Source organism: Microbacterium halotolerans (assembly GCF_003569805.1).
GTDB classification, from domain to species: Bacteria; Actinomycetota; Actinomycetes; order Actinomycetales; family Microbacteriaceae; genus Microbacterium; species Microbacterium halotolerans.
In genome coordinates this window covers 1,758,153-1,774,376 of the sequence record NZ_KZ984051.1, presented here as the reverse complement: position 1 = coordinate 1,774,376, position 16,224 = coordinate 1,758,153, and the positions used below count along the sequence as shown (strand labels likewise).

The 16,224-nt window shown below is 66.5% G+C and carries 16 protein-coding genes and 1 tRNA gene; 8 read left to right on the top strand and 9 right to left on the bottom strand.

The window, feature by feature from the left end:
* Window positions 1-26: 26 nt before the first annotated feature.
* Window positions 27-1,058 carry a LacI family DNA-binding transcriptional regulator gene (locus DZG09_RS08190; protein ID WP_240423769.1) on the bottom strand — a complete coding sequence of 344 codons (1,032 nt, stop codon included), beginning with the start codon at window positions 1,056-1,058 and terminating at the stop codon, window positions 27-29.
* Window positions 1,059-1,384: 326 nt separating this feature from the next.
* Between DZG09_RS08190 and DZG09_RS08185 the strand changes: the two genes are divergently transcribed.
* Genes DZG09_RS08185 through DZG09_RS08165 form a run of 5 tightly spaced genes read left to right on the top strand, consistent with a single transcriptional unit; the run spans window position 1,385 to window position 6,280 of the window.
* Window positions 1,385-2,569 (top strand): ABC transporter substrate-binding protein, encoded by a 1,185-nt coding sequence (locus tag DZG09_RS08185; RefSeq protein WP_240423767.1) that lies wholly within the window; start codon window positions 1,385-1,387, stop codon window positions 2,567-2,569.
* Window positions 2,570-2,583: 14 nt separating this feature from the next.
* Window positions 2,584-3,522 carry a carbohydrate ABC transporter permease gene (locus DZG09_RS08180; RefSeq protein ID WP_119697102.1) on the top strand — a complete coding sequence of 313 codons (939 nt, stop codon included), beginning with the start codon at window positions 2,584-2,586 and terminating at the stop codon, window positions 3,520-3,522.
* Window positions 3,519-4,343 (top strand): carbohydrate ABC transporter permease, encoded by an 825-nt coding sequence (locus DZG09_RS08175; protein ID WP_119697101.1) that lies wholly within the window; start codon window positions 3,519-3,521, stop codon window positions 4,341-4,343. Before DZG09_RS08180 ends, DZG09_RS08175 begins: the two co-directional genes overlap by 4 nt.
* Window positions 4,344-4,346: 3 nt before the next feature.
* Window positions 4,347-5,309 carry an alpha/beta hydrolase gene (locus DZG09_RS08170; RefSeq protein WP_119697100.1) on the top strand — a complete coding sequence of 321 codons (963 nt, stop codon included), beginning with the start codon at window positions 4,347-4,349 and terminating at the stop codon, window positions 5,307-5,309.
* A complete protein-coding gene (locus DZG09_RS08165) occupies window positions 5,306-6,280 on the top strand; it encodes a glycoside hydrolase family protein (protein WP_240423765.1) in 975 nt (324 codons plus the stop codon). The genes DZG09_RS08170 and DZG09_RS08165 overlap by 4 nt, the downstream gene beginning before the upstream one ends.
* Before the next feature lie 169 nt (window positions 6,281-6,449).
* On the opposite strand, the gene DZG09_RS08160 is transcribed toward DZG09_RS08165, so the two are convergent.
* The 6 genes from DZG09_RS08160 to DZG09_RS08135 form a co-directional block, all read right to left on the bottom strand.
* Window positions 6,450-8,009: an FAD-dependent oxidoreductase gene (locus DZG09_RS08160; RefSeq protein ID WP_119697099.1), complete on the bottom strand. Its 1,560-nt coding sequence runs from the start codon at window positions 8,007-8,009 to the stop codon at window positions 6,450-6,452.
* Entirely contained in the window at window positions 8,006-8,872 is an 867-nt protein-coding gene (locus DZG09_RS08155) for an FAD:protein FMN transferase (protein WP_119697098.1), read from the bottom strand. Before DZG09_RS08155 ends, DZG09_RS08160 begins: the two co-directional genes overlap by 4 nt.
* 1 nt (window position 8,873) lies before the next feature.
* The gene (locus DZG09_RS08150; protein ID WP_119697097.1) at window positions 8,874-9,302 is read right to left on the bottom strand and encodes an FMN-binding protein; all 429 of its coding nucleotides are present in this window, start codon (window positions 9,300-9,302) and stop codon (window positions 8,874-8,876) included.
* A 98-nt stretch (window positions 9,303-9,400) separates the two neighbouring features.
* On the bottom strand, window positions 9,401-10,375 hold the full coding sequence (locus DZG09_RS08145; protein WP_240423870.1) for a ribose-phosphate diphosphokinase: 975 nt from the start codon (window positions 10,373-10,375) through the stop codon (window positions 9,401-9,403).
* A gap of 34 nt (window positions 10,376-10,409) precedes the next feature.
* On the bottom strand, window positions 10,410-11,873 hold the full coding sequence (gene glmU / locus DZG09_RS08140; protein WP_119697095.1) for a bifunctional UDP-N-acetylglucosamine diphosphorylase/glucosamine-1-phosphate N-acetyltransferase GlmU: 1,464 nt from the start codon (window positions 11,871-11,873) through the stop codon (window positions 10,410-10,412).
* A gap of 4 nt (window positions 11,874-11,877) precedes the next feature.
* Window positions 11,878-11,949, bottom strand: a tRNA-Gln gene (locus tag DZG09_RS08135).
* A 94-nt stretch (window positions 11,950-12,043) separates the two neighbouring features.
* Between DZG09_RS08135 and DZG09_RS08130 the strand changes: the two genes are divergently transcribed.
* Genes DZG09_RS08130 through DZG09_RS08120 form a run of 3 tightly spaced genes read left to right on the top strand, consistent with a single transcriptional unit; the run spans window position 12,044 to window position 14,616 of the window.
* Window positions 12,044-12,541: a MarR family winged helix-turn-helix transcriptional regulator gene (locus tag DZG09_RS08130; RefSeq protein ID WP_119697094.1), complete on the top strand. Its 498-nt coding sequence runs from the start codon at window positions 12,044-12,046 to the stop codon at window positions 12,539-12,541.
* Window positions 12,541-14,331: an ABC-F family ATP-binding cassette domain-containing protein gene (locus DZG09_RS08125; RefSeq protein WP_119697093.1), complete on the top strand. Its 1,791-nt coding sequence runs from the start codon at window positions 12,541-12,543 to the stop codon at window positions 14,329-14,331. The genes DZG09_RS08130 and DZG09_RS08125 overlap by 1 nt, the downstream gene beginning before the upstream one ends.
* 60 nt (window positions 14,332-14,391) lie before the next feature.
* A complete protein-coding gene (locus DZG09_RS08120) occupies window positions 14,392-14,616 on the top strand; it encodes a hypothetical protein (protein WP_162893234.1) in 225 nt (74 codons plus the stop codon).
* 6 nt (window positions 14,617-14,622) lie between these two features.
* Here DZG09_RS08120 and DZG09_RS08115 read toward each other — a convergent pair whose 3' ends face one another.
* Together DZG09_RS08115 and DZG09_RS08110 are read right to left on the bottom strand one after the other, a co-directional pair.
* Complete coding sequence (locus DZG09_RS08115; protein WP_119697091.1) at window positions 14,623-15,369, bottom strand: ABC transporter ATP-binding protein; 747 nt, start codon at window positions 15,367-15,369, stop codon at window positions 14,623-14,625.
* Window positions 15,369-16,178, bottom strand: coding sequence for an ABC transporter permease (locus DZG09_RS08110; RefSeq protein ID WP_119697090.1), 810 nt, complete (start codon window positions 16,176-16,178; stop codon window positions 15,369-15,371). Before DZG09_RS08110 ends, DZG09_RS08115 begins: the two co-directional genes overlap by 1 nt.
* Window positions 16,179-16,224 lie beyond the last annotated feature (46 nt).

The window sequence follows — 16,224 nt, the reverse complement described above, 5'->3', positions numbered from 1 at the left end:
GTTGCACGTCGACGGACGGCGGAGGCTCAACCGTGTTCGGCGATCGATCCGCGCTCCACCAGCGGCATTGCGATCCGCTCTGTGCCCCCTGTGGGGCCTTCATCCGTCAGCAACCGCCGAACTGCACGTTCACCGAGCTCGTAGTGCGGGATCGCGAACGTCGTCAGTCCCGGATGCAGCCAGCCCGCCAGTTGGTGGTCGTCGAACGACACCATCGAGAAGTCATCGGGAATTGTGAGCCCCGCCTCGTGGAGCGCCTGATATGCACCGAATGCGAGACGGTCGTTAAACGTGATCAGCGCCCCTCCGTCGACACCAGATGCGAGCAGATCGCGGGTAGCCTTCCAGCCGTCGTCAGGAAGCCAGATTCTGCACAGCCGCCCGCTTTCAGGAGTCACACCGACGGCCCCCAGCGCGTCGAGGATGCCGCGCCGACGCTCGACTCCCGCGACCGTTTCAGGTGGCACCTCATCCTCGCCCAGCCCCACACCGATCAGATGGATCCGGCGGTGGCCCGCGGCGAGCAGCCTCTCAGCGGAGCGGCGCCCTGCGTCGTACTCGTCCGGCACCACGGCCGCGACGTCGATTCCATGCTCCGGCAGCGCGTTGAGAAGTACTGCACGGCCGCGCGCCGCTTCCGATACTCCCCGCTCGCGGGTGAACATCGATGCGATGACGACGGCGTCCACCTGACGGTCCAGCATCGCGTCGACGAGGCGCTCCTCTTCAGCGATGTCGCCCTCGCTCTCACCGATGAACAGCATGTACCCGGCACGATGCGCCTCAGCAAGAGCTCCTCGGATCATGTCTCCGGCAAGCTGAGAGGTGGCGATCGTGTCTGAGAGGAATCCGATGGTTCGACTCGTTCCGTCGCGAAGACCAGCAGAAACCAGATTGGGACGGTACCCGAGTTCGAGAGCGACCTGGCGTACTCTCCTCTGCACCTCGCCCGAAATGCGCAGCTCGTCGCCCCGTCCGGAGAGCACGAGCGAAGCCGTCGAACGCGAGACACCCGCAGCGTGCGCCACACCGGCCTGGGTCACTCGCCTGGCTTTCACCTCTTGATCCTCTCCATGGCATGCCCTGTCACGGGCATGCCACACCGACGAGGGTTGACAAGCAGGTGAGCACTCCTCATACTGGTCAATGCTAACACGCGTTAGCTTCCAGCGATTACCCTTCGCGAAAGGAGACACCGTTGTCTCGCCACACTTCACCAACCCCCGCACGCAGCGCGCCACTCGTCATAGGCGCTCTGTCAGTTTCTGTTCTCGCTCTTGCGGCGTGCGCGCCACCCGGAGGCGGCGCATCGCCCGACGATGACCCGCCCGCACAGCAGTCGCCGCAGACAGCAGCCTGCGGCGACGACGATGTCGTGCTCGACATGTACATCGAGACAGGCTTCCCCCTCCCCAAGGAACTCGCAGCCGAGTTCACCGCTCAGCACCCGAACGTAACGTTCGACATCCGCGAGGACCAGTTCGCCGTCATCACGCAGAATGCCCCACGAGTGCTTCGCGACTCACCGCCCGACCTCATGCGCCTTCCCCAGATGTCCGAACTCGCGTCCGCTGATCTTCTGCTCGACCTCGATCCGTACGCTGAACAGTTCGGCTGGACGGATTGGCCCGAGGCTCAGCTCGAACAACTGCGCGTCGATGACGAGGGCAGGCGGGGCGCTGGGCCGCTCTACGGCATGGGACTGAACTTCTCCATGACAGGCGTCTACTACAACAAGACGCTTGCATCGGAGTTCGGCATGGTTTCCCCTCCCACGACCCTTGACGAGTTCGATGCACAGCTCGGCGCCGCCCGAGACGCTGGTCTCACTCCCGTCGCACAGTTCAACGGCGGTGCAACAGGTGGGCTGCTCTTCCCACTCCAACTGCTCATGGCATCCTACGGAGAGACGGCGCCGATCAATGACTGGGTCTTCCAGAAGCCCGGCGCCACGATCGACACTCCGGATAACCTGCGCGCGACGACACACCTCCAGAGCTGGATCGACGAGGAGTACTTCGCAGACGACATCAACGCCCTCGACTACTCGCAGATGATCGCCCGGTTCATCGATGGAGAGAGCGCGTTCATCTTCAGCGGCGACTGGGAATCGGGGAACTTCGACGAGCAGATGCCGGGTGAGGTCGGCTTCTTCCCGATGCCTCCGATCGAGGAAGACGGTCAGCTCGGTGCGATGTCTGCACCGCTTACCTACGGAGTCTCTGCATACGCGGAGAACCCGGAATGCGCGGCATACTTCCTCAACTGGATCGCGACAGACGAGACGGCACGGACGATCACGGTGGAAGTCGGTGGCTCCCACCCCATGGGACCTGCAGACGCATTCATGCCTGACGTCGATCCGGCGTCCGTGACTGCGGAAACGCTCAGCGCCGGTTCGATCATCAGCGAGGCCGACGGAGCGATGGACTTCATCGCCAATGCCACCGGTTCGATCTACGCTCAGAGCTGGACCCCCGCGATGCAACGGCTCGCGGAGGGTCAGCAGGACCCTGCCGAGGTGCTCAGCTCGGTCCAGACCGATTACGAGGCTGAGGTCGACGGCTGACGATGACGTCCCCCATGACACGGGCCGCCGTGGACCCAGACGCGGCGGCCCGCACGAGACGCCGACGATTCGACCGACGACGCAGATTCACACGCGCCGCTGGGGCCTATCTGCTCGTCCTGCCGGCTGCGACGTTCTACATCGCGTTCGTGCTGCGCCCGATCGCTCTGACAGCTCAGTACTCGTTCTACGACTGGGACGGTTTCTCCGCTGCGACGTGGGAGGGCGTGTCGAACTATGCCGCCGTGTTCCGCGACCCTGCCTTGGTCGGTGCGATACTCAACTCATTCGAGCTGATCATCTACTTCAGCGTGATCCCCGTCGTGCTCGGCCTCTTCGCCGCGAACGTCATCCGCGGCATCGCGGCATCGCGTTTCGCCGGCTTCTCGCGTACCGTGCTATTCCTTCCGCAGGTGATTCCCCTTGTCGCCTCCGGCATCATGTGGAGCTGGCAGCTGGCCAGCGACGGCCTCGTCAACGAGCTGCTGCGCGCAGTCGGACTCGGTCATCTCGCACGAGCCTGGCTCGGGGATTTCACGACCGCGCTCCCGGCAGTGGGCATGATCGGCGCGTGGGTGCAGCTGGGTCTGTGCACCGTACTTCTCCTAGCAGGAATGTCCAAAATCGACCCGTCGCTGTACGAGGCGGCGCGGATCGACGGAGCCGGCCCGATACGAGAGTTCTTCGCCATCACCCTCCCCAGCGTTCGCCAAGAGCTCACAGTGGCGGTGACGGTCACGGTCATCTCGGCTCTGGCGGCGTTCGACATCATCTATATCTCGACCCAGGGCGGGCCAGGCGGTTCCACAATGGTGCCGGGTCTGCAGATCTACTACCTCGCCTTCTTCCAACGCGACGTCGGTACGGCGTCGGCTCTCGCGGTCATTCTCATGGCGCTGGTCCTACTCGTCGTACTGCCGATGCAGCGCCTGCTGCGAGGGAAGGACACATGAAAGCCCCGCTCCGTGATCGCCTCGTCGGCCGTTCGCTCCTCATCGCTCTTCTGCTCGTAACGGTCGCACCGTTCATCAGTCTGTTCGTCACAGCGCTGCATCCGCCCGGCACCTATCCGAGCGGCCTGAGCTGGCCTGAGACACCGCACTGGGAGAACTTCGCCCTCGCTTTCCAATCGGCCGATATGCTTCGGCTGCTGTGGTCGAGCGTTCTCATCGAACTCGGCGTCGTGCCTGTCGCCGTGCTCATCGCGACTCTCGCAGGGTTCGCTCTCGGACATCTGCGTCCGCCTGGCGGCGGGTTCATCTTCGTGGCCTTCATCCTCGGACTCACGCTGCCGTTCGAAGGAATCATCGTGCCGCTGTACTACCAGATGCGCGATCTGGGTCTATTGAACACACGTTGGGCGCTGATCCTTCCGCTGATCGCGCTGTACCTTCCCTTCGCCGTGATGTGGATGCGCGCCCACTTCGTCAACATGCCTCACGATCTGTCCGAAGCAGCACGCGTTGACGGGGCGACGACGTGGCAGCTGTTCTGGCGCGTGCACGTGCCGCTGTCAGTCCCGGCGCTCTCGTCTCTTGCAATTCTTCTGTTCCTGTGGACCTGGAACCAGTTCCTCCTCGCGGTCGTCCTCGTCGATGATCCCGCGAAGCGGACCATGGCCGGTGCGCTCGGCGCGTTCCAGGGGCAGTGGGGCACTGATGTTCCTCTGCTGTGCGCCGGGTCACTGCTCATCCTCACGCCGACGCTCATCGTGTTCCTGATCTTCCAGCGACACTTCGTACAGGCTCTGCTCCAAGGCTCTTTGAAAGGCTGATGAATGCCCGGTTCCCGTCCTCCTTTTGATCCCGAAGTCGCCATCGCGCTCGCCTCTCGCGAAGACATCGTGACGATGCTCGCCCCAGAGCAGATCCAGTCGCTGCGTGCGCGCAGTGAGCAACCCGACGTCCTTGCACTCACCCGCGACGGTGAGGCGACTCACACCGTGCACCGGATTCCGCGACGCGACGGCGGCAGGATCGACCTCGCGCTGATTCGCCCCGCTGCCTCGACTCGTCCCGTTCCTTTGCTGTTCCATGTGCACGGCGGAGGCCTCGTCACCGGGACCGCCTATGACGCGCTGGCTCCAGTGGCACGCATCGCGGCGACGGCGGGAATGGCCGTCTCCTCGGTCGAGTACCGCCTTGCCCCTGAGAACCCCTATCCCGCCGCGATCGACGATGTACATGATGCGCTCGTCTGGATCGCCGCAGAGGCACCGGACCTCGGCATCGACGCGAATCGCATCGTCGTAGAAGGCGTCAGCGCTGGCGGTGGCCTTGCCGCAGCTGCGGTTCTGCGTTCCCGAGACGAAGGCCCCGATCTGTACGGGCAGATGCTCATCTGTCCGATGCTCGACCACCGCAACGCATCCGGATCGGCGCATCAGATGGCCGGTCACGGTGCATGGGACCGTTCTGCCAACGAGACCGCATGGACCGCTTACCTGGGTGGGGCTCCCGAGCACGTGCCGCCGACGGCCTCCCCTTCTCGCGCGGATGACCTCTCAGGCGTACCGCGCACTTTCATCGACGTCGGTTCTGCCGAGACGTTCCGCGATGAGTGCGTCGAGTACGCCGCGAGGATCTGGGCCGACGGCGGTGACGCCGAACTGCACGTCTGGCCGGGCGGTGCGCACGGGTTCGACGTTCTCGTGCCCGATGCCGCGCTCAGCCGCGACGCCGTCGCGGCGCGCGTGGACTGGCTGCGCCGTGTGCTCACGCAGAGCGAGGCTGCGTCGTGATCTCGTTGGACACGACCCGCCCACCGGTGTTCGATCTGACCGATTCATGGGTATGGGACTTCTGGTTCGCCGACGACGGAGAGCAGTACCATCTGTTCTTCCTCTACGCCTCACGCGCGCTTCACGAGCCCGAACGACGCCACCATCGCGCATCGATCGGTCACGCCGTCTCACAGAATCTGACCTCCTGGACACGAGTCTCGGACGCGGTGGTGCGTTCTGACGCTCCTGCATTCGACGACCTCGCAACGTGGACGGGATCAGTCACGCGTCGTCCTGATGGCAGATGGCTGATGTTCTACACCGGAGTATCCCTGTCACAGGATCGACAACCGATCCAGCGCATCGGGTGCGCGATCTCGAACGACTTGGAGACCTGGAACAAGCTTCCGGGCCCGCTGTTCGAACCGGATCCGAGCTGGTACGTCGGGGCAGACGAGGATGACTGGCACGACCCGACGCTGCGCGATCCATGGGTGGTGCGTGATCCGGATGGCGTTGGCTGGCACATGCTGTTCACGGCGCGGTCCCCACACGGCCCCAAATTCGGCCGAGGCGTGATCGGCCATGCGACCTCCCCCGATCTCACCGCGTGGACCCTGCGTCCTGCCATCACCGAGCCTTCAGAGACGGGGTTCGGTCAGCTCGAGGTACCCCAGACCGAAGTCGTCGACGGACGTTCCGTTCTCCTGTTCTCGTGCAATCCGTTCCACGCGTCCGCTGCGCATGCCGGAGCGCGAGCGGGGTCATGGACGGCACCGGCCGAATCGACGGTGGGCGGATTCGCGCTCGACCGAGCCAATCCCATCACCCCACAGGGGCTGTACTCGGCGAGGCTCGTCCGGCGTCGCGAGGGCGACCAATGGCTGATGTTCGCGTTCCGCGATGAGACGGCTGAGGCGCCGTTCCGTGGAGGCATCATGGGACCGTTCGCGGTCCGCTGGGACGGGGACGTGCTCGTCGCCGAGTGAAGTCCCGCCGAGACGATCGCATCCTCATCGCTCACGGCGACAGAGCTGCGATGGGCATCGCCCCATACGTCCGATCGCACCTCAGGGGTCGTGTCGATGGGCCGCTGGCGCCGAAGCCCCATCCGCGCAACCTCTCGCACGTGAAATCTTCGTCGGACGCAACCGGCGCTCAGTAACCGGCGAACGCGTCCGTCGTGACGGATCGCGCTCTGCGCAGCGTCGGCGCGAGTCCGGCGATCAGGCCGGGAGGGCCAGAGACGTAGGCACGGCGCTCGTCCAGACCCGGCACGGCATCCGCGAGCGCGGTTCCCGTGAGCCGTTCGCTCTGCCACGTCCACTGCTCCGGCAACCCGCCTGGATCATCGGGAGTCACGATGTGCACCCGAACGCCGGCACGCTCGAGCTCGTCCCGGTAGGCGAGTTCATCCACCGTGCTCGCGACGTACACGATCACGATGTCTCCCATCCGGCCTGCGATACGACGATGACGCAGCTGCGAGACGAACGGCGTGATGCCGATCCCGGCGGCGACCAGCAGCAAGGGCTGCTCTGCGTCGCGAGGCAGCACGAAGTCGCCCCACACTCCCGTCGCGCGGAGCTTCTCCCCTGCGCCGGCCCGAGCGAGCGCCGCCTTGTATGTGGACGGCGGCAGGCCGCCCGCGGCACGATACGCGATGCGCAGCTCCGGCAGCTCCTCCGGTGCGGAGGCGATTGAGAACTCGCGCCTGGTGCCGCGCGCGTCCGCGCCTCGGTGCGGCACCTCGAGCTCGAGATACTGGCCCGGCACGAACCGGATGCCGCCCGCCACGGTGAGGCTCAGCTCACGAACGGTGGGCGTCAGGTCCTTGGCATCCGCGAGTGTCAGCCGCACAGCCGAGCGCGCGGCGAAGCAGAGCGCCACGAGGTTGCCGATCAGCAGCGCCCGCTCCTGTCCGAGCGTGATCACGCCGAGGGACACCGGCCATCCGGCAAGGGCCCCGACGATGAGGGCGACGATGTACTGCTGCCAGCGCCGCGGCGGCTGCGTCAACGGCTCCGAAAGCATGAACGCGCCGAGGAACAGATACGGCGACTGCACGATGACGGCTGTGAGCAGGTCATCCAGCGCCATAGACGCGCCGCTGGCGTTCAGCTGCACGATCGTGCGCACCACCGAGACGACGACCGCGACGAGGAAGAACAGCGCGACGACCCTGACGCGCTCCGTGCGCCACAGCACGACGAAGCCCGCGAGCAGCACGGGCACGAACATCACGGGCGAGCCCACCCACCAGGCCGAGCCCCCGCTTATCCACGGCGCGAGCGCCACGAGCGTCGCGCCCGTGGCGCCGGCCGCCGCAGGATTGAGCAGATGGCGGCCCCGCCAGGAGACGAGGTGCTTCGAAGCCACGGCGATCGCGGCCCCGACAGCCGCACCGGCCAGCGTGGCGGCATCCGTGCCTGGACGAAGCACGAACAGCAGGATGCCGGCGGTGATCAGCGTCGACTCTGCGCGCCACGGTGTTCCCCGTAGGCGGTGCCCCATCATGTCGACACCGGAGCCGACGATGACGAGGACCACGGCGGTGAGCGCGATGGATGCCGGTGTGGCAGCGAGCAGGCCGAATGCCGACGCGATGAAGGCGACGACCACGAGCGAGGCCAGCGCGAACAGGGTGAGCCGGTACATCGACGCCCTGCCGAGCAGGCGCACCGCCCACAGGTACCAGGCCCTGAGTGATCCGATCATATGAACAGCTCCGCCTCGCCCTTCTCGATCCGCTCCCCCAGCGACCATTCTGCTCCGCCGTCGGAGAGCATGCGCACCCAGTGCACGTCATGATCGCGGGCGAAGCGCGGCCCTCCATCGAAGAACAGGGAGGTCGCCGCCGCGTCCGCAGTCATCGCGGTCGCCGCGATCGCCCAGCTGGCGACGATCGTGCGCACCGGCGCTCCCGTGCGCGCGTCGATCACGTGGTGCAGTCCGTCACCCCACGCCCGCCGGTTCGACGCCGACGCGCACAGTGCCTCGTCTCGCACCGTGACGCGGCCTACCGCCCTGCGCGCGTCGTACGGATGCTCGAGTGCGATGCGCTGAGGCTCCGATCCGATTCGGATGTCGCCGCCCGCGTCGATCACAACGGCGTCCGGGACGAGATCGAGGACCCGGTCGACGAGACGCCCCTTGCCGAGCGCGCCCACGTCGACGACGGCCGGGCCGTCGATGCGCAGCGCGCCGCCGCGCCAAGTCATCCTGTCGCTCCACCCCGCCGGAGCCGCGAGAGGATCCCCCGACGCACGCAGTGAATACGCCGCGTCGTACCCGAGCCGCTCCAGCGACTTCCCCACAAGCGGGTTCACAGCACCGTCCGTGGCGAACGACAGCTCGGTGTACAGATCGAGCATGGCCTCGGCGTCTGCCGGAGCGGGTGCCTGACCGCCTCGCGCACCGAGGCGGGAGACCAGCGAGTCGGCCCTGAAGCGCGACCACTCGGCATCGAAGCGATCGACGGCCTCCGTGACCGCTCGACGGAGTTCGTCACCGAGCGGTGCGGGAGCGACGATCTCCCACGACGTGCCGATCGCGTCGAATCGCCACGCTGCACCCGTCATGTCAGGCTGCGGCGTCCTGCTTGATCTGATCGATCGCCTGGTTGAAACCGCCGCTCGTCAGCGACGAGCCCGCGACACGGCTCACATCGAGATCGTCGAGGTCGACGCCCACGACCTCATCGGCGATGCCGTCGATGAACTCGCCCTGATACTGCTCCGTCTCGGGCGCCTGCGGGTCGCCCGTCACCTCCACCTCGGTGACGGCCTCGTTCTCCAGTGTGACCGTCACTGTGATCGTCTCAACGGTCTCCGGCGTCTGATAGGTGCCCTCGGCGGAATACGTGCCGTCAGAGTACTCGATGGACGAAGTGTCGCCATCTGTCGATGACTCGGCCTCTCCAGAACCGACTGTGACGGCCCCGCACCCGGCGAGAACGACGATTCCTGCGGCTCCCGCGATTGCGGATCCTGTGCGTACGGTTCTGTTCATCGTGGGCCCCTTGTCGGCGTCGCGGTGAGTCGGTACCGCCAGACTAGAGCCGAACGCGGAACCGTGGATCGGATCCGGATATGAATCGCCTGTGATGCTCAGGCGGCCCCGTCGAACATGCTCGTGACGGAGCCGTCATCGAAGACCTCGCGGATCGCTCGGGCGAGCAGCGGTGCGCTGGAGAGCACGGTGAGATTCTCGAAGCGGCGATCCTGCGGGACCGGAACGGTGTCGGTGACGACGACGCGATCGATCGCGTCATCGCCGAGCCGCTCGACCGCAGGACCGCTGAGGATCGCGTGAGTCGCACCTACGATGACCTTCTCGGCGCCGTTCGCCTTCAGCGCCTGCGCGGCCTTGACGATGGTGCCCGCCGTGTCGATCATGTCGTCGACGAGGAGACAGGTTCGACCGGCGACCTGCCCGACGATCTCGTGCACCGTGATCTGATTGGCGACCTTCGGGTCGCGGCGTTTGTGGATGATCGCAAGCGGCGCCCCCAGCGACTCCGACCACTGGTCGGCCACACGAACGCGGCCCATGTCGGGCGAGACGACCGTGAGGTTCTCGCGTTCCGCTTCGGTGAACGACTCCTTGAAGTGGTTCATCAGGACGGGCTTGGCGAACAGGTGATCGACGGGGCCGTCGAAGAAGCCCTGGATCTGGGAGGCGTGCAGGTCGACGCTCATGATGCGGTCCGCACCGGCCTGCGCGATGAGATCGGTGATGAGTCGCGCCGAGATCGGCTCGCGGCCGCGACCCTTCTTATCCTGGCGCGAATACGGGTAGTAAGGCGCCACGACGGTGACGCGCTTGGCGGAGGCACGTTTGAGCGCGTCGAGCATGATGAGAAGCTCCATCAGCTCCTCGTTGACGTTCTGGGAGAACGACTGGATGAGGAAGACGTCGGAGCCGCGCATCGACACCTCGAAGCGCGTGTAGATCTCGCCGGACGCGAAGGTGCGGTGCTCAGTCGGCGCCACCTCGATGCCGAGGTGCTCGGCCACGGAGGTCGCCAGTTCAGGGTGCGAGCGGCCGGCGACCACCACCAGGCGCTTCTTCGTCTTGGTCACGACACCGGGCGCTACGCCCTTGTCGCGGTCGAGCTCAACGTGCTTCTGCTTCTGCTTCTGACCCACCGACTGCCTCTTCTGCTCGACGCGCCCGTGCGGCCACGTCGGCCGCCTCGGTACCTGCCCTGTTCTTCTCCACCCAGCCTTCGACGTTGCGCTGCGGCGCAACGCTCAGAGCCAGGGCGCCGGGCTTGACGTCCTTGCGGATCACAGCCCCCGCCCCCGTCTTCGCGCCGTCTCCGATCCTAACCGGCGCCACGAAGTCGTTGTGCGTACCCGTGTGCACCTGATCGCCGATCTCGGTGCGGTGCTTATCCACGTCGTCGTAGTTCGCTGTGATCGCCCCGCCCCCGATGTTCGCGCTGCGACCGATCGTCGCATCTCCGATGTACGACAGGTGCGGGACCTTGCTGCCGTCTCCGATGGAAGAGTTCTTCACCTCGACGAACGTGCCGATCTTGCCGCCGTCTCCCAGTGTCGTCCCCGCCCGCACGTAGGCGAACGGCCCGACGGTGCTCTCCGCGCCGAAGACCGCGAGCGTAGCATCGGAGCGGCGGATGTTCGCGCCCCGGCCGACCTCGCAGTCGACGAGTGACGTATCGGGCCCGATCGTGGCGTCCTCGTCGACCGTGGTCGCGCCCAGGATGTGGGTGTTCGGGAGGATCGTGACGTCGGGCGCCAGCGTCACTGTGTCGTCGATCCAGGTGGTCGCCGGGTCCTTGACGGTGACGCCCTCGCGCTGCCAGCGACGCACGACGCGCTCGTTGAGGATCGCGCCGGCCTCAGCGAGCTGCACGCGGTCGTTCACTCCGAGGGCGACCCGCGCATCCGGAGCCACGCTCGCCGCAACGGAGCGTTGTGCGTCGCGGAGCATCCGGACGACCTCGGTCAGGTAGAGCTCGCCCTGTACGTTGTCGGACGAGAGGTTCGGCAGGTGCTCCCTGAGCGTGCTCGCACGGAAGACGTAGACACCCGCGTTGATCTCGCTCACGGCCCGTTCGGCGTCGCTGGCGTCGCGGTGCTCTACGATGCGGTTCACAGCGCCCGCCGTGTCACGGATGATCCGGCCGTAGCCCGTCGCGTCCTCGAGCTCGGCCGAGAGAATCGTCGCCTCGGCCTGCGCGTTGCGGTGCTCGGTGATGAGTGCGGAGAGCTGCTCGGCCTCGAGCAGCGGCACATCTCCGGAGAGCACGAGCACGTCGCCGGAGAAATCCTGAGGCAGTGCGTCGACCGCGAGCTGCGCGGCGCGCCCCGTGCCGGGCACATCGTCCTGATCGACGACGACGAGACCGGGGTGATCACCGATCACCTCGACGACGCGGTCACGCTCGTGTCTCACCACGACCTCGATCACGGCCGCCCCGAGCGCGTCCGCCGTGTGCAGCACGTGCCCCACGAGTGGACGGCCGCCGATCGGATGGAGCACCTTCGGAAGCTTCGACTTCATCCGGGTGCCCTGACCCGCCGCCAGGACTACGATCGCAAGATTCTCGTGCATCACGCTCCGCCACCAGGACTCGAACCTAGACCTCACAGCTCCAAAGGCTGTCGTGCTGCCATTACACCATGGCGGACTGCGGTCGGATGGGACCACTCACCCAGTCTGCCATGCACTGCCGAGTGCCTCCTCAACCCAGACCAGGAGGCGCACCCTGCGATACTGGAGGGATGGCAGAAGCGGATGAGGTCGACCGGATCGTCGGCGCGTGGCGCGCCCAGCGCCCCGATCTCGACTTCTCCCCGATGGAGGTGCTCTCCCGCGTCGACAGGCTCTCGCACCACCTCGAGCACGCCAGGCGCGCCGCCTTCGCCCGCACAGACATCGAGCCGTGGGAGTGGGACGTCCTGTCCGCACTGCGCCGTGCGGGAGAGCCCTACCAGCTCAGTCCGAAGACGCTCCTGCAGCAGACGCTCGTGTCATCCGGCACCATGACCAACCGGATCGACAAGCTCGTCGATCGCGGGCTGGTGCGCCGCGAAGCGGACCCAGACGATGGGCGCAGCGTGCTCGTCATCCTGACCGAATCCGGCCTCATCCGCGTGGATGCGGCCATCACCCGACTCATCGATGCAGAGGCCGACTTGTTGCACTCCCTTTCCCCGACCGAACGCACGAGGCTCGTCGCCCTGCTGCGCCACCTCAGCATCGGCGTGGAGAGCGTCTGATGGCGCACCTGCTCGGGGCCGAGAGCCTGCACCAGGAGTTCCCCGCGAAGGTCGTGCTCGACGACGTCACCGTCGGCATCTCCGAGGGCGACCGCGTCGGCATCGTCGGGCGCAACGGCGACGGCAAGTCGACGCTGATGAAGATCCTCACGGGCATCTCGGAGCCGGATGCGGGGCGCGTCACGCGCCGCAGGGGCCTGCGGGTGGGCATGCTCACGCAGACCGACGAGCTGACGGGGTCGGACAGCGTGCGACACGCAATCGTCGGCGACGTGCCGGATCACACCTGGCGAAGCGATGCACGCATCCGGAGCATCGTGCGGGGGCTGGCGGGCGACCTCGACCTGGAGGCCGCCGTCTCGACGCTCTCCGGCGGCCAGCGCCGCAGGGTCGCGCTGGCGACGCTGCTCGTGGCGGAGTGGGACGTGATCGCACTCGACGAGCCGACCAACCATCTCGATGTCGAGGGCATCACCTGGCTGGCCGAGCACCTGCGCACCCGCTGGGGCGCGAATCAGGGCGCTCTGCTGCTCGTGACGCACGACCGATGGTTCCTCGATGCGGTGTGCACCCGGATGTGGGAGGTGCACGACGGAATCGTCGACCCGTTCGAGGGCGGGTACGCCGCGTACGTGCTGCAGCGGGTTGAGCGCCAGCGCCAGCGGGAGGTCGTCGAGGAGAAGAGGCAGAACCTGATGCGCAAGGAGCTGGCCTGGCTCCGGCGAGGAGCTCCGGCACGCACCTCGAAGCCGAAGTTCCGGATCGACGCGGCGAACGCACTGATCGCCGACGAGCCGCCCGTGCGCGACTCCGTAGAGCTGTCGCAGCTGGCGACGGCCAGGCTGGGCAAGGACGTCGTCGACCTGCTCGACGCAGGGGTCGCCTACGACGGACGCGAGGTGCTGCGCGACGTCGAATGGAGGATCGCGCCGGGCGAGCGCACCGGCATCCTCGGCCAGAACGGTGTGGGCAAGTCGACACTGCTGGGGCTGATCTCCGGCGACGTTGCGCCCACGAGCGGGCGGGTGAAGCGCGGCAAGACGGTCCGCGTGGCGTACCTCGACCAGCGGCTGGCCGAACTCGACGCGGTCAAGCACCTGAGGGTGCGAGAGGTGCTGGCCGAGCAGAGGACGAGCTACGTCTCCGGCGGCAAGGAGATGACGCCCGCACAGCTGCTGGAGCGGCTGGGCTTCCGCTCGAGCGAACTGTCGACGCCGGTGCGCGACCTGTCAGGCGGGCAGCAGCGTCGGCTTCAGCTGCTGCTGGTGCTGCTCGACGAGCCGAACGTTCTGATCCTCGACGAGCCGTCGAACGACCTCGACACCGACATGCTCGCCGCGATGGAGGATCTGCTCGACTCGTGGCCGGGCACGCTGTTGGTCGTCTCGCACGACCGGTACCTGCTCGAACGCGTCACCGACCAGCAGTACGCGATTCTGGACGGCTCGCTGCGTCATCTGCCGGGCGGCGTCGACGAGTACCTGAAGCTGCGCGCGGCGCAGGATGCCGCGGGTGCGGGCCCTGCTCCGGCCGGCGGGCAGCAGGACCAGAAGCGGTCGCCGGAGCTGTCCGGCGCCGAGCTGCGCACGTTGGAGAAGGAGCTCTCCTCCGTGGAGCGACGCGCCGAGAAGCTGCGCAGCGAGGCGCACAAGCGGCGGACGGGCCTGGCCGACCTCGACCAGGCGGACTTCGAACTGCTCGGCTCCGAGATGGCGAAGGTCGCAGAGCTGGAGGAGGAAGCCGCAGCTCTTGAAGAGAAGTGGCTGGAGCTGTCGACGCGGCTGGAGTGATCAGGCTCCGATGAGGCGAGCGCATGCCACCGCACCGCGCTCTGCGGCAAGATGGTACGCGTGGACCAGCTGCTGAGCGATCTCACCCGTGATCTGCCGGGGTGGCTCGCGCACAGCAGCGCCCAACCGCTCGATGCCTTCCCCTACCGCGACTCGGCGCATCTGCGCGACGATGTGCTGCCGCAACACTACAGCGTGCTCGACGGCTCGAACACGACGTGGAGCCGCAGCCGTCCGGTCGAAGCATGGGAGCGCCCGATCGCGGCCAAGCTGTCGACGCCCTAGCTGCCACTACGTGTCGTTGTCCTCGTTGTAGGCGTCGAGCACGTCGTCGATCGGGGCGTCCATCACCAGACGGTGGTCCCGGATGTACAGACCGCGTGTGCAGAACCGGCGCAGGTCGCGCTCGCTGTGGCTCACGAAGAACAGGGTGCGCTCCTCGGAGAGCAGCTCGTCGATGCGCGTATAGCATTTCTCGCGAAAGGCCTTGTCTCCCACGGCCAGCACTTCGTCGACGAGGAGGATGGGTTCGTCGAGCCGAGACACGACGGCGAACGCCAGACGCACCTTCATGCCGTTCGACAGATGACGGAAGGGGGTGTTCTGGAAGTCGCGCAGCTCGGCGAAGTCGATGATCTCGTCGTACCTGGCCGCGACTTCGGCTCTTTTCATGCCGTGCAGCCCGGCGGCAAGGCGGACGTTCTCGCGCACTGTGAGATCGTTCGCGAAGCCGCCCGTCAGCTCGATCAGAGGAGCGACGCCTGCGCTCACTCTCACGCTCCCCTCGTCAGGGAGCATCACCCTGGCGACCAGCTTGAGCAGCGTCGATTTCCCTTGCCCGTTCCTGCCCACGACGCCGATCGCCTCGCCTCGCCCGACGGAGAAGGAGACGTCGCGAAGGGCCCAGAACTCGTCCTTCGGCGTGCGCCGGTTCGCGCTGGCGAACATCGACAGGATGCCGCTGCGCCCGCGGCGGTTGCGCCGGAAGCGCACGCCGAGCCCGGTGACGTCGATCGCGTTGCCTGTGTCGTGAGCCATCACAGTTCCTTCAGCACGGGGCGCTCGAGCGAGCGCATCACCAGGCACCCGATCACGAAGACCACGACGCTGATCGCAGCGCTCGACAGCACGGGCCCGGTCTGCCACTCTTCGGGGAAGAATCCTGCACGGTACAGCACGAACAGCCCCGCGAGCGGGTTGGCGTACTCGAGCCATGCGAAGCCGTCAGGCAGGTCGCGGATGCCGTAGATGATCGGCGTCGCGTAGAACAACGCGCGCAGGATCAGCTTGGTCGTGCGCTCGAGATCGCGGAACAGCACGCACAGCGGCGCGATGACGAGGCCGAGCCCGGTCAGGAGCACGGCTTGAAGCACCACAGCGACCGGCAGCCACAGCACGCCCCACCCCAGCGCGACATCTGTCCATCCGCCCTCACCGGTCAGCCCGGCGACGACGGCGAAGATCACGAGAACGGGCAACGAGAAGAGGAATTCGACGCCCTTCGACACAACGGTGCGCGATACCCAGATCGACCGAGGAATCGCGGTCGATCGCACCAGCTTCGCATCGATCTTGAACGCTCTCGTGAAGTCGGAGATCGAGGTGTTGAACCACATCCACGGAAGCAGCGCCGAGATCAGAAACAGGATGTACGGGGTGGCTCCCACAGTGCGGTGGAAGACCTGAGTGAACACGAACCAGTAGATCGCGCTCATCACGAGCGGGTCCAACACGCTCCAGATGTAGCCGAGCCAGCTCGTCGCATAGCGCACCTTGAGGTCGCGTGCAGAGAGCAGCCACAACGAGTGGGTGTACCCGCGCACGCCTGAGGTGGCCCTGACCTTCACCCCTTGATCCTACGGTCGGGAGAAACGCGCTCGACCACCGATCACA